This is a genomic window from Ruegeria sp. D4 (genome assembly GCF_056534475.1).
The window spans coordinates 30,842-43,523 of record NZ_JBQFPJ010000006.1; the positions used below are offsets into that span (position 1 = coordinate 30,842).

A 12,682-nucleotide genomic window follows, 5' to 3' on the forward strand; every position below is an offset into this window, starting at 1 on the left:
TGTGGTTTCTGAGGGCTGTTCCTGCGGGGCGTAGGGTGGATCGGCATCATGCTCTTTGGTCGTGAACGCGTCGGTCCCGGTTTACACATGATGGCCACGGCGATGGTCGCCCTCGGCACTCTGATTTCGGCTACGTGGATCTTGTCGGTCAATTCCTGGATGCAGACCCCGGCCGGGTTCGACATCAACGAACTGGGGCAGTTCATTCCCGTCGACTGGTGGTCGATTGTCTTCAATCCGTCTTTTCCCTACCGCCTGACACACATGGTTCTTGCCGCCTATCTCACCACTGCTTTTGTGGTAGCCGGGGTTGCGGCCTGGCACCTGCTACGCCGCAATCGCACGGCGGAGGTCACCCGAATGTTCTCGATGGCAATGTGGTTGGCCGTTCTGGTTACCCCTCTGCAGATCGTCGCGGGCGACCTTCATGGTTTGAACACGCTGGAGCATCAGCCGCAGAAAGTAATGGCGATGGAGGGTCACTTTGACAGCCATCCCGAAGGTGCGCCGCTGATCCTGTTCGGTATTCCAAACGAAGATGAAAAGCGCGTGGACTATGCCATCGAAATCCCGAGACTATCATCGCTGATCCTGAAACATGATCCCAACGCGCCGCTTGACGGGCTGGACACTATTCCTGACGACGAAGAACCCCCGGTTGCGATCGTCTTTTATAGCTTTCGCGTCATGCTCGCTATTGGCTTTGCCATGCTGAGCGTTGGCTTGTGGTCGCTTGTTCAACGGGTTCGCGGCCGCCTCAACGAAGATCGTTGGTTGCACCAGACATCCGTTCTTTTGGCACCCAGTGGGTTTGTGGCGGTGCTGGCCGGTTGGGTCACCACCGAAGTGGGGCGCCAACCCTACACGGTGTATGGGCTGATGCGGACATCGGACTCACTCTCACAAGTGGATGCACCTACAGTTGCCGCATCTCTGATAGCCTTCATCGTCGTATATTTCGCGGTTTTCGGAGCAGGCACGTTCTACATGCTGCGCCTCATAGGAAAACCACCTGTCGAAGGTTTCCAGCAAAGTCACAAACCCATTGAAATCTCTACTTTGGCGGAGGCAGCGTAATGCTTGAACTTTCGACAATCTGGGCAGGTATCATCGCCTTTGCTGTTCTGACTTATGTGATCTTGGACGGGTTCGATCTTGGAATTGGAATCCTCTTCCCATTCGCGAAAACCGACAAAGATCGCGATGTCATGATGAACTCGGTCACGCCTGTATGGGACGGGAACGAGACCTGGCTGGTCATGGGCGGCGGAGGGTTGTTTGCTGTTTTCCCGATGGCTTATTCCGTGGTGATGCCCGCTATCTATTTGCCCGTTATCGTGATGCTTCTTGCGCTTGTCTTCCGCGGTGTTGCCTTCGAATACCGCTGGCGAACCGTGCGCGGGCGCTGGCTGTGGGATGTTGCGTTTCATGGGGGGTCAACCGTAGCCGCCATCTGCCAAGGCATCGCGCTTGGCGCTCTGGTTCAGGGTATCCCTGTCGAGGATCGGCTGTACGCAGGTGGACAGTGGGATTGGCTGACGCCGTTCTCTGTCTTGACGGGTGTGGCCTTGGTGATCGGGTATGCCTTGCTGGGCGCGACCTGGCTCAATATGAAAACAACGGGCGGAATACAGCACCAGATGCGTTCCTATGCACGTCCACTGATGCTCATGACGCTCGGGTTGATTGGCCTCGTTAGTCTTTTGACCCCGTTCCAAGATCCAATCTACCTGATCAGATGGTTTTCGTGGCCAGGTATTGTTTTCGCTGTGTGTGTGCCGGCTGTTGTTGCTCTCATTGCTTGGATGCTTGATCGCAGCCTGAGGGAACAGCGAGACTATCAACCCTTCTTCTGCGCGATTGTCTTGTTCGTCGTCTGCTTCATTGGCATTGGGATCAGTTTCTATCCCTATATGCTACCTCCAAGCCTCTCGATTGCTGAAGCCGCCGCGCCGGACAGCAGTTTGGCCTTTGCTCTGGTCGGAGCCGTCGTTCTGTTGCCCATAATCCTGGCCTACACCGCCTACACGTATTGGGTTTTCCGCGGAAAGGTCGATCCAGAGGAGAGCTACCATTGAAACTGTTAAAGCAAGTTTTCTGGTTCAGCGCGATCTGGTTCGGCAGCGTCTTTTGCCTGGGGACTGTCGCTTACGTGATCAGGTTGCTCATCACCTGAAATGGCGAAGATACCAATGCGCGCGTCGGCATGTCCAACTCGCGCAAACATTAGTCCAAGAGCCGAAAGAAACCCCGTTCCAGCTTACCAGATTCCCAATAACACGCGGCTTGCTGGGTCGTCTCATATCTAACAATTCAAAGGGGCTATGATGCTCTCTCGTCCAAAATCAATGTCCTTGCAGTGGGATCAGATCGATCCGGCTCTGCCCGCTCCACCTAAGCAAAAGAAACGTGGCGCTAGCCGCTCGTCTGGCATGTTGCCAAAGTTGCTAACTGGTCTCCTTGCTGCAGGGCTTGCGACCTTCGTTCTGATGCCCTTCACCTCAGCCCTTACAGGAACTGTCACGAAAGACCTGTCCCCCATTGTGGACATGTTACTCGTCCTGCTCTCTGCGCTTGTCGTTTTTGCTTCCACAGCCGCAATAGTACTGAAAGGATCAACGCTTCGGGCCGTCTTCGGCCGAGGATTGACCTCTCTCGGCGCAGCGCTAATAATTTCGCCTGTGGGGCTATCGGTCCTGTTCACACTATACCTTCAAGAATGGATATCTATCGTAGCAGACACATCTATCGAACAGGCGGGAAGAACAGCGATATCCCTGTTTGGCGGAGTATTCGTTGCCAATGCCCTCGCAATGGGATTGGCGTCTGGATGTTTATCTCTTCTACTTGGGACTAGGCTAATGCAAAATCGTCCAAAACCACTCTTTTCACCTTAGGCGAGTGAACTTCCGCTTTGGGCTCGATGCTGTCATTCACGAAATCGCAACCGACGTCCGCTCTGCGGACAAAGCCGCCATATGGAACATCAGCTGGGTTCTAAACCTACTAATATCCGGCTGGGTCGTTAGGGGAAGCGTCCCAACTGGGGACGGAGTTGCCGGATGCTGTACTCTTGCTATTCGGCGGACCAGCGCCTGGTGGTGTGGCTATGGCGGGCTTTCCGGCGATTGGTTTGGATGCCTTTTGCCAAAAACTGTTGGTATACGCGAATGAAGAAGGCGGCTCCGTAGTCATTTTCAATGACATCGCTGCTTTGGCGGAGTTGCACTACGGTTCTTCAGCCGAACCTCATCACGGTTTGAACAAACGGCTTACCGCAACATTTCGCACGGCAATTGAGTAGCCGCTGGTTGGAAAACGCAAAAAATACCTTTGCCGATTGGCCATCTTTTCGTCGTCCGTTTTGGGCTCGATGCAGACGTTCAACCAAGTCGTCAGAAGGTTGGCTCTGCGGTTGAAGCTGCCGATGAGTCAATTTTTTTGGGATGTATGACAACGGCCTAAACCAGGCCTTCGACGTGTTCTCGTAATGCTGCGTTTCTAGGCCGATTGCCGGACATTCGCTGCTAGAGCGTAGTGCGCACGGCATCTGATGACCGGATAGCGGACTAAGCAACGATTATTCCCATCAACTATTTTGCCTATTGTCTGCGACCACCCGTCGATTGACTTACGATTTGATAGCTCGTCTATTTGAGGGATCCGAGATCCAGTCGGCAGGCAGCATTCACATCAATCTAATTGAGCGACGAAGAGTACCATGCATGATCAGCAATCAATCCGGGAACACGTCTGCACCAGAGGAAACCCTGCCCTTAGTGGATGCAGGTATTACGCACGTAGTTGGGCCTGAAATAGGACAAAAACGGTCAATCCCGCTACGAGCACTTTTTTTGATCATTCCCGTTTCGGTCATGTTGGGAGGAGTGTTGGGCTTGTATTTCCAACCACCCGGTTTGCGTGCATTCTTTTCGGTTACCGGCCTTCAACCCGGTGCAGGAAGCGATAAGCCAATCGCAGTCGCGGTAGAGCAAATCGAAAGCGGTGCAAAGGTTTCTGTAGAGAGTGAAGGCGACGTGCTGGCGCTGGGACGGCTGATCCCAAGGGGGGATGTCGCAAGCGTATCAATGCCGTTCGGATCAAGTGACGCCAGAATCGAGACTGTTGAGGTCGAAGTGGGTGATACCGTGACACGCGGAGACGTGATCGCTGTTCTAGACAATCTGTCTCAGCTAGAAGCCTCTTTTGAACTGGCTCAGGCCAACGTTAAGGCGGCTGAAGTCTCGCTGGACCGGTCACGCGCTTTGAACATGGCGAGCCTAGAAGAAGCGCAAGCGTCGCTGTTAAGCGCAGAAGCAACAGCAGAGACAGCGTTGGCGGATCTGGAGCGTGCAACGTCTCTTCTGCAGAAAGAGGTTGTCACACGAGCGACTTTTGATGCAGTCCAAAGTAAAGCTGCTCAGGCCATTCGCGAAGTAGAGCGCGCACGGGCCACGCTTTCGCGGTTTGCTACAGATGGGGATGCGGTGCAATCCGATGTCGCAGTGGCACAGGCGAATGTTGCGACAGCCCGCGCCGAGCTACTCCGCGCGCAGGCGGATTTGGAACGCGCATATGTCAGATCACCGATTGATGGCCAGGTTTTGGAAATTCACTTGCGTCCGGGAGAAAGACCAGGTTCCGAAGGCGTTGCAGATATAGGTGACACGAGGAGCATGTCGGCCGAGCTTGAAGTGTTCCAGACAATGATTGGACAAGTCTCTCTCGGTGACACGGTGACGCTGAACGCGCGTGCACTACCAAATGATCTGTCGGGTCGTGTGTCATCAATAGGTCTTCAGATTAATCGGCAGAGCATCATACAAGATGATCCTGCGGCAAATACCGATGCCCGTGTCGTGGAGGTGATCGTGACGCTTGATGAAGCATCATCCGGGTTAGCCGCGACATATACAAATCTGGAAGTGATTGCGCGTATCAACACTGCGGAGCAAAATTGATTACGCTTTTGGCCAAAGTGCTGGGACGAATGCCAATTGGGTGGCTGCAACTGGCTCATAACAAAGGACGCTTTGCGGCGGCTATCGCAGGGGTCGCGTTTGCAAACCTTCTCGTCTTCGTCCAGCTTGGCATACAGGGGTCCATGCAAGACACTGGCGTAAAGCCTTACGCGTTATTTTCTGCTGATGCCCTCTTGATGCCTTCTGACGCGCGCCAGTTCTCAGATGGTGGAAATGTTGCGCGTCGTCATATTCCACAGATACTCTCTGTCGAGCGCGTATCAGATGCCGCTCCTTTGTTCATTGGCCTGGCTGAATGGCGGTTGCCGGATGGGGAGATGTCCAGTTTAGAGGTTTATGGCATCGATCCAACCTATGCTCACTTTCTGGGGGCAGAATTTTCTGGAATGGGCCAACGGTTGACACTGGCGGATACTGCCGTCGTGGATAAAGCGGCAAGGGGCGTATCAGGAGACGTCGCCGCGCTTGGACTCATTGGCGACAGGTTCGAGTTCAATAACCGGGAATTGACCGTTGTTGAAACCGTAGAGATCGGCGGTGGTTTTACCGCCGATGGGGTCATGCTCGTATCCGACCAGACCTTTCTGAGATTGTTCCCAAACCGATCTTCTGCTGCTCCCAACCGTATTCTGATCAAACTGACGCCCGGTGGTCGAACCGCTGGGGCGGTCACGCAGATAGCTAACACCCTCAACACCCAAAGCGTAGTTGTCATAGCCCGAGACGACGCTATCGCCGCGGATCTTGCCTATCAGACTACTGAACGTCCGACAGGCATAATTTTTGGTTTCGGTGTGCTAATGGGCGTTCTGGTCGGCATCGTCATCGTTTATCAGGTTCTGTCTACAGATGTTGCCAATCACATCCGCGAATACGCGACATTCAAAGCTATGGGATATCCGAGGCGTTTCTTTTCGGGGATAGTATTCGAGCAGGCCTTAATTCTTGCCGTCGCGGGGTTCGTTCCGGGACTGTTGGTTTCGCTGCTTTTGTACGGTGTTCTAAGCGGCGCGACTGGTTTGCCGGTATCAATGGATTTCTCTCGGGCTGCCTTGGTATTTTTAGGTACGCTGGCTGCGTGTGTTTTGTCTGGGTTGCTCGCCATGCGTAAGCTCTCCGCAGCTGATCCGGCGGATTTGTTCTGATGAGCGACCAGATCGCCATTCTCATGGAACACGTAAATCACTGGTTCGGCACCGGTGAAGCGAAAAAACAAGCTTTGTTCGATGTGAACATCAAAGTCCGCAAAGGCGGGCTGACTGTACTTATGGGGCCATCTGGTTCAGGTAAGACAACCGTTCTGACTATTATGGGGTGTTTGCGGGACGTTCAGGATGGGCAAGTCAACTTGCTTGGGCACGATTTGGCATCGGCGATTGGTGCGGATCGCGATATGATCCGCAGACAGGTGGGTTTCATCTTTCAGGCCCACAACCTCCATGAGAGCTTGACCGCAAGGCAAAACGTACTGATGGGATTAGAAGTTCACGGCAAAGGATCGGCGGATAAACGCGCGAAAGCGGTAGAACACATGATGAAACTGGTCGGCCTATCGGATAGAATTGACTATCTTCCGGCCAACTTGTCAGGAGGGCAAAAGCAACGCGTCGCCGTTGCGCGCGCGCTTGTTTCGAACCCTCGTGTCGTTTTTGCTGACGAACCGACGGCTGCTTTGGATAAAGAGAGCGGTCGACAAGTCGTGGAAATGTTGAAGTCACTTGGCGAAGCGCGCGGCACCACCACTGTAATGGTAACCCATGACAACCGCATCCTCGATCTTGCTGATCGAATTATCACCCTGGAAGATGGTCGCGTTGTCGAAGACACTGCGCCCAGGTGAAACGAGTTTCTGAACGTTTTGGAATTCCGCTTCGGTTGCGGAGCCTGACCACTTCGCGGTCGCAGCTAAGGTCCGATGTCCGCCCATTTTGTCGAATGCTGCGTTCCCGACTAATGAGCACAATGGGCTCGGTGCGGTCATTCGGGTAAATTCAGTTAATGTCTGCCTTGCGGGACAAAACCGCCATTGCTAGCAAGTGAATGGTTCCGAACTACGACCGCCTTCGCCTAAGAATAATTGACTGAAATCACCTATTACGAGCTCTGCTCAATGTGACGGGTGTCATTCCCAGGTATGAAGCAATGTGGAAATGAGCAAACAGCGCTTCATACCCCGGGTGTACCTTTCGAAACCACTCTAAACGTTGCCGCGCGCTCAATGCTGCAAGGCACCACTCGCGTCCAACTTTGCGGGTCAACTCCTCGCGCATCAAGTTATTACCCCATTCGCGTATGCTTTGGAAATTTACCATTAGGTCCATCAACTGCGCAGCTGGCATTGTCGCAGCAACGGCGTCGTCCAAAATCTCAATATCCACCAACGAACATCCATCTGATGTTCTGGCCATGTTGGGCGTTATCACCATTGGAGCGGCGTACAGGTTCAGGGTTACCTCCGTACCATCTGCATCGGTGACTACGCTTCGCGCACGTCCACTTAGTAGGAAATACTCATTCTCGTCTCGCTCACCTTGGCTCGACATGTAAGTTCCGATTGGCCAGTTACGTATTTCGAATGCATTTACCAGTGTCTCCCGATCTTTGTCCGGGAGTTCCATCATGAATTCTTCGATGGTTTTCAGATGAATTTCCACTCTACGCGCCCCTAACTCACGTTATCAAATGATAATGCTTGAACCGGCCGCGCACTGATAGTCCAGCATCGTCAATGTTGGAGAAAATCTATGAATAACTCACTTCCCTACCCACATCATGGTTCACGAATGCTGCTGTTCTGGTGCGCCGCGATGCTCGTTTACTTTCTTATGGTCTTCGGTCCGCTTGCAGATATTGAACGGATCACCGGGGTTAGGGCATTTGACTTGCGACCAAACGGCTATTCCTACGCTGATGCCTTGGCACTCATTTCCGCACTCGGAGAAGAAGGACGACGAGTTTATCTTACCATGCAAATTCCACTGGACACGGTGTACCCGGCTATATTGGTGATTTCGAGCGCCAGCTCGCTTTATTGGTTGTCGCAATCCTTTGGCTCGACTGCTCGATGGTATCGAGCCGTTGCCGCTGTAGCTTATCTTGCGGCAATCGCGGACTATGCTGAGAATGGGTTGATCGTCTGGATGCTAAATGCCGGTCTTGGCGTTCCCGAAGCACTGGTTACAGCGGCAAGTTTGGCGTCGGTGAGCAAGGCTTTCTTTTCGACGATTGTGTTTACCGCCTTGCTGATTGCTCTAGTCGAGTTCGCTATACGGAGAATACGCCAGCGACCAAAGTTCAGTTGAACGTCCGCTTCGGGCTCCGAGCTGCCGTTCGCTGCAGGTTTCTCCAACGTCCGCTTTGAGCGGCTGCTGGGAATAAACTGTATCGAAGGTCGCGGTAGGCAGGTAGTCGTTATCGATAAGCGGAAAGACACAGCCACTTAGCCGTTTGCGAGCAGCGGTCGCGTCGCTAATGTGGCGGGCAATGAATGTTGAACACCTGCAGCGATACATTAATGAGGACATGCGTATGTCGCATGTTTATCAACCCGTCATGCTGCTTGAGCTTCTCAAGTCTGGCGGCGAAGCGAGCATCGAGCAGATCGCGAAAGCTATGCTGCTACACGATAGGTCACAAATCGAGTACTACGAAATCCGTACTAAGAATATGGTTGGGAAGGTGCTGACAAATAACGGCATCGTGGACCCAGTGAAACTTGCGGGCCGGATTGTTGGATACCGCTTAAAAGACATAAGTAATATGAGCGCAGAAGATCGATCTACTTTGATCGGCCAATGTGAAGGCAAGATTGCTGACTACATTGAAAAACGCGGTGACAGCATTTGGAAGCATCGCTTCAACGCGAAGGGTTATGTGCCGGGGTCGGTTCGCTATGAAGTCCTAAAGCAGGCTAAGTATCGCTGTGAATTATGCGGTGCATCTGCCGCGGAAATCGCCTTGCATGTGGATCACATCATCCCTCGTAGCAAAGGCGGTCAGGATGATCTGAGCAACTTTCAAGCACTTTGCATCACGTGCAATACCAATAAACGAGATACAGACGACGCTGATTTTCGCGACGTGGCGAAGGCGTATGCGCATCGAGAGAAAGGGTGCGTCTTTTGTGAAGTATCAGCAGATCGTGTCATCGCTGAAAACGAACTTTGCTACGCTATCCTAGATGGATTTCCTGTTACACCTTTACACACATTGGTAATCCCGAAGCGGCATGTGTCAGACTATTTCGATCTTTTTCAGCCTGAGCTGAACGCAATGCGGCGCATGCTCGAAGAAATGCGCTCTGATATTCTCAACAAGGACTGTTCAGTTTCGGGTTTCAACGTCGGCATCAACGCCGGGGAGGCCGCCGGACAAACGATTTTTCACTGCCACGTCCACTTGATCCCGCGGCGAGATGGGGACATGCCTAATCCACGCGGTGGTGTGCGCGGTGTCATTCCACGAAAGCAGTCGTACTGAAAAAACGTTCATAGTAGCTTGATCTCATTTTGCGCCCAGCGCCTCATTTCTTGTGATTCAAGTTGCGTTTTCATAGTAAGCTTAAGCCACATTATTCTGAACCGAGGTCAACCACATTGCCACGCGTAACCGAAACAAGAACGCAAATCGAATTGGTCCAAACGGCCCAGAACTTGCATCCATGGCCCTTGGAAGCGTGCGACCCGTCACTAATCGAATTGGAAGCCGGATACACTTTCGAAAAGCTGCAGGAACAGCGCGCCTACAACGATTGGACACCTTCCGACCTGATCCATTTGGCGCAAATTTCGATGTTGATCGCTGACTTTGGTGTTGAAGCGGACACGCTTCGCGAAGAAGGCTACGTTATCCAATCGGACGTTCCAAAGAAGAATCCGCGCATTGACGTGCTTGCTTCGCTGAATTCTCAGATAATAGCCAGGTGTCGTTTGATAGGCATCAATCACACCGCGGCAACAGACAAACGTGCGCGTGGAAACAGAGCGGCGTTGCAAAGAGATATGCGACGAATACTTACCTAACTTGCCGGTATTGGGCATCGTCCACCAGCCGCCAGCTGGTGTTCCGCCTCTGCACTCAGGCAAACTCACGTTTGCAGCTATCGGCCCTGCTTTGCGGTCTGGCTTCCTTTGCGGTTGTGACGGCTTTGCTTGACTAAAGGCGCACCAAGCGCTGAAAAGAGCGTTTGGACACCAAGTTGGACACCAAACAAGAAAGGGCACCGCGTGGCGCCCTTGTTCTTATGGCTGGGGTGGTAGGATTCGAACCTACGATACACGGTACCAAAAACCGCTGCCTTACCACTTGGCTACACCCCAACGGTGAGCGGCTATCTACGATTGTTGGTGGCGGTGTTCAAGGGCTTTCCTGCAAAAATCTCGGTTGCCCCAGAAATTTTTTCAAGCCTTTATTTTGTTTCAATCAAGACCGCCCCGGCGCGATGTCCGGTCGCGACCAATTCGTGCGCCGCCGGGCACTCGTCGATAGAAAAAACCTGCTGGATTGGGCAATACAAGGCACCTGCCTCAAGTGCGGTGTGGAGTTTTTCGATTGCTGCAGAACGGGAGGCCATGGGTAATAGATAAACCAGGATGGTCTCCAGCGTAACCGCTTTGAACATCAGGGGGTAGAAGGGCAGAACGGGAAGCATTTCCTTGGCGGACCCAAAAGTGTTGATCCGTCCGTTTTCAGCGATGACTGCCGTGTTCGTCTCGACGTTCCGGCCAAATTCGACATCGACGATTCGGGCGATCGGGCGCCCGTTGTTGGCTTGCAGAATTTGATCCGCGAGGTCCGGGGCATTGTAGTCCAGAACCGCATCTGCTCCGGCCTGCAAAACCCTTTCGAAACTGCCCGGACCGGACGTGGCGATGACATGGGCGCCGCCCCACTTTGCCAGTTGAACAGCCAGATAGCCGACCGTGCCAGCGCCGCCGTGAATCAGCAGGCTTTGCCCCGCGATGTCACCGCCAGAGAATACGGCGTGGCATGCTGTCAGGCCCGGAATGCCCAGTACGGATCCGGTTTCGAAAGACACGGAATCGGGCAGTGGCACGGCTTGCTCGGCCGGCAGCGTGATCTCAGTGGCGGCTGTGCCAAACGGTCGCTGCCACTGGCCGTTCCAGAGCCAGACGCGTTGACCGATCCTTGAGGTTGGGACTCCCTCGCCAACCGCCGCGACAACCCCCGACCCGTCGCTGTGCGGGATGATCACTGGGAATGGCGGCTTGGTCACGCCGGGTCTGCTTCCGGCGCGGGCTTTGACATCCGAAGGATTGGCACCTGAAAACGCCAGATCAACTGTGACTTCTCCGACCCCCGGAGGGGTTGAGGGCACATCCTGTACTTTCAGAACGTCGCCTGCGGAACCAAAGGCGCGATAAGTGACGGCTTTCATGGTCATCCCTTCTTGTCTCGCCGCAACAGTAGCCGGGACGGCGTGAATTGCCAGCCCCAGTAAAGGATTGGGAGCGACAGGTACGGCGGATTCCTTGTTTTGCCGCAGGCCAGCTGCAATTGAATTCCAGTTGCGAAAAGTGTCAATTAAGATAATGAAATAACTAATAAAAAATGGAAATCGCATTGAAAATGGGGATTTCAGGGATTAGCTTTCGGACATCCGCAAGACACGTGCCAAGGAGGCTCAGAAATGCAATTGAATTCCAAAGTTTCAGACGCCCTGAACCGTCAGATCAACAATGAGCTTCACGCCTCGTATTCCTATCTTGCGATGGCCGCTTATTTCGAATCCCAGGATCTGCCGGGCTTTGCACAGTGGTTCAAAAGCCAGTCGGCAGAGGAAAACGCACACGCTATGCGTATCTTCGAGTTTCTGGCCAAGCGTGGGGGGCGGATAGAGATTGACGGGATTGCCAAACCCCAGGCGGATTTCGGGTCGCCGGTTGATGTGCTGGAAGCGGCGCTGGCGCAGGAGAAGACCGTTACAGGTCAGATCAATGCGTTGTTCGAACTGGCGCAGGAAGTCAGGGAGTTCAGCACCCAGAACATGTTGAACTGGTTTCTGGACGAGCAGATCGAGGAAGAGGATCTGATAGGTCAGGTGCTGGACAAGGCAAAGGCCGCCAACGGTGATCGCTGGCACCTTTTGATGCTGGATCAGGAGCTTGGCGCTCGCGGCGTTGGCGACCCGGAATAGACGCCGGCGAAAGGGCTATTCCCGGATTTCTGCAGGATCAACGCCCCACAGGTTACCTTTCAGCGTCCAGCCGCGATAGCCACCGGCTGAGACGCGGCACCAGTCAACCGTGCAGGTTCCAAGGCGGGCCACGACGCCCGCTTCGAAATGAGCGCTGACCTGTGAGGCAGGGTCGGGACTGGAATAGACCGGCAGCATGTCGCTTTCGATCAGAACGGTCCGTACGCCTGACAACAGGGCGTAGTGGACCCAACCTCCGGCGCCGTCGCGATCCTGAACCTTGCGCCAGTTTCCGTATTCGGCAGTGATCTGCAACGGCATCCCGCGCCGTTTGAACACCCAATCGATTCGATGGGTCAGCGATGGCCCGCGGCGCACATTCCCTTCAGCGGCTTTCATCGACACATAACGTGGCAACGGTAGGTTGGTGACGGGGCCGCGTTTGTCCTGCGCGCTGGCCGCCAATGTGCCGAACACGATCAGAAATACAGACAGGATCGCCAGAACCGGGCGTTTTACCGATAGAAAACCACTCACCGAATGC

General features: G+C 53.8%; 13 protein-coding genes, 1 tRNA gene and 1 pseudogene. 11 read left to right on the top strand and 4 right to left on the bottom strand.

Features of this window, described 5'->3' with window-relative positions; genetic code table 11:
- Nucleotides 1-33: 33 nt before the first annotated feature.
- The 7 genes and pseudogenes from ACR0MI_RS10530 to ACR0MI_RS10560 form a co-directional block, all read left to right on the top strand.
- A pseudogene (locus tag ACR0MI_RS10530) lies at nucleotides 34-1,014 on the top strand (cytochrome ubiquinol oxidase subunit I); the annotation flags it as partial.
- A gap of 62 nt (nucleotides 1,015-1,076) precedes the next feature.
- Entirely contained in the window at nucleotides 1,077-2,078 is a 1,002-nt protein-coding gene (gene cydB, locus ACR0MI_RS10535) for a cytochrome d ubiquinol oxidase subunit II (RefSeq protein WP_170613850.1), read from the top strand.
- On the top strand, nucleotides 2,075-2,176 hold the full coding sequence (locus tag ACR0MI_RS10540) for a DUF2474 family protein (protein WP_480490951.1): 102 nt from the start codon (nucleotides 2,075-2,077) through the stop codon (nucleotides 2,174-2,176). The genes cydB and ACR0MI_RS10540 overlap by 4 nt, the downstream gene beginning before the upstream one ends.
- An 867-nt stretch (nucleotides 2,177-3,043) precedes the next feature.
- On the top strand, nucleotides 3,044-3,304 hold the full coding sequence (locus tag ACR0MI_RS10545; protein ID WP_480854401.1) for a DUF302 domain-containing protein: 261 nt from the start codon (nucleotides 3,044-3,046) through the stop codon (nucleotides 3,302-3,304).
- A gap of 322 nt (nucleotides 3,305-3,626) precedes the next feature.
- A complete protein-coding gene (locus ACR0MI_RS10550) occupies nucleotides 3,627-4,961 on the top strand; it encodes an HlyD family efflux transporter periplasmic adaptor subunit (protein WP_170623297.1) in 1,335 nt (444 codons plus the stop codon).
- Nucleotides 4,958-6,127 carry an FtsX-like permease family protein gene (locus ACR0MI_RS10555; protein ID WP_480442303.1) on the top strand — a complete coding sequence of 390 codons (1,170 nt, stop codon included), beginning with the start codon at nucleotides 4,958-4,960 and terminating at the stop codon, nucleotides 6,125-6,127. The genes ACR0MI_RS10550 and ACR0MI_RS10555 overlap by 4 nt, the downstream gene beginning before the upstream one ends.
- The gene (locus tag ACR0MI_RS10560) at nucleotides 6,127-6,822 is read left to right on the top strand and encodes an ATP-binding cassette domain-containing protein (protein ID WP_170623299.1); all 696 of its coding nucleotides are present in this window, start codon (nucleotides 6,127-6,129) and stop codon (nucleotides 6,820-6,822) included. Before ACR0MI_RS10555 ends, ACR0MI_RS10560 begins: the two co-directional genes overlap by 1 nt.
- Before the next feature lie 247 nt (nucleotides 6,823-7,069).
- On the opposite strand, the gene ACR0MI_RS10565 is transcribed toward ACR0MI_RS10560, so the two are convergent.
- Nucleotides 7,070-7,636 (bottom strand): Crp/Fnr family transcriptional regulator, encoded by a 567-nt coding sequence (locus ACR0MI_RS10565; RefSeq protein ID WP_170623301.1) that lies wholly within the window; start codon nucleotides 7,634-7,636, stop codon nucleotides 7,070-7,072.
- Between the two features lie 90 nt (nucleotides 7,637-7,726).
- Here ACR0MI_RS10565 and ACR0MI_RS10570 point away from each other — a divergent pair, with 90 nt between their 5' ends.
- The 3 genes from ACR0MI_RS10570 to ACR0MI_RS10580 all read left to right on the top strand — a co-directional run bounded on the left by ACR0MI_RS10570 (nucleotide 7,727) and on the right by ACR0MI_RS10580 (nucleotide 10,003).
- Entirely contained in the window at nucleotides 7,727-8,284 is a 558-nt protein-coding gene (locus tag ACR0MI_RS10570; RefSeq protein ID WP_170623303.1) for a hypothetical protein, read from the top strand.
- Between the two features lie 181 nt (nucleotides 8,285-8,465).
- Nucleotides 8,466-9,461 (top strand): HIT domain-containing protein, encoded by a 996-nt coding sequence (locus ACR0MI_RS10575; protein WP_058279966.1) that lies wholly within the window; start codon nucleotides 8,466-8,468, stop codon nucleotides 9,459-9,461.
- A gap of 188 nt (nucleotides 9,462-9,649) precedes the next feature.
- A complete protein-coding gene (locus ACR0MI_RS10580; RefSeq protein ID WP_058279967.1) occupies nucleotides 9,650-10,003 on the top strand; it encodes a hypothetical protein in 354 nt (117 codons plus the stop codon).
- Nucleotides 10,004-10,225: 222 nt separating this feature from the next.
- On the opposite strand, the gene ACR0MI_RS10585 is transcribed toward ACR0MI_RS10580, so the two are convergent.
- Nucleotides 10,226-10,300: transfer RNA gene (locus tag ACR0MI_RS10585), tRNA-Gln, on the bottom strand.
- An 89-nt stretch (nucleotides 10,301-10,389) separates the two neighbouring features.
- Nucleotides 10,390-11,379 carry an NADPH:quinone reductase gene (locus ACR0MI_RS10590; protein WP_170614865.1) on the bottom strand — a complete coding sequence of 330 codons (990 nt, stop codon included), beginning with the start codon at nucleotides 11,377-11,379 and terminating at the stop codon, nucleotides 10,390-10,392.
- A gap of 252 nt (nucleotides 11,380-11,631) precedes the next feature.
- On the opposite strand from ACR0MI_RS10590, the gene ACR0MI_RS10595 reads away from it, so the two are divergent.
- On the top strand, nucleotides 11,632-12,138 hold the full coding sequence (locus ACR0MI_RS10595) for a ferritin (protein ID WP_170614864.1): 507 nt from the start codon (nucleotides 11,632-11,634) through the stop codon (nucleotides 12,136-12,138).
- 15 nt (nucleotides 12,139-12,153) lie between these two features.
- Here ACR0MI_RS10595 and ACR0MI_RS10600 read toward each other — a convergent pair whose 3' ends face one another.
- Entirely contained in the window at nucleotides 12,154-12,675 is a 522-nt protein-coding gene (locus ACR0MI_RS10600) for an SH3 domain-containing protein (RefSeq protein ID WP_170614863.1), read from the bottom strand.
- Between the last annotated feature and the right edge of the window lie 7 nt (nucleotides 12,676-12,682).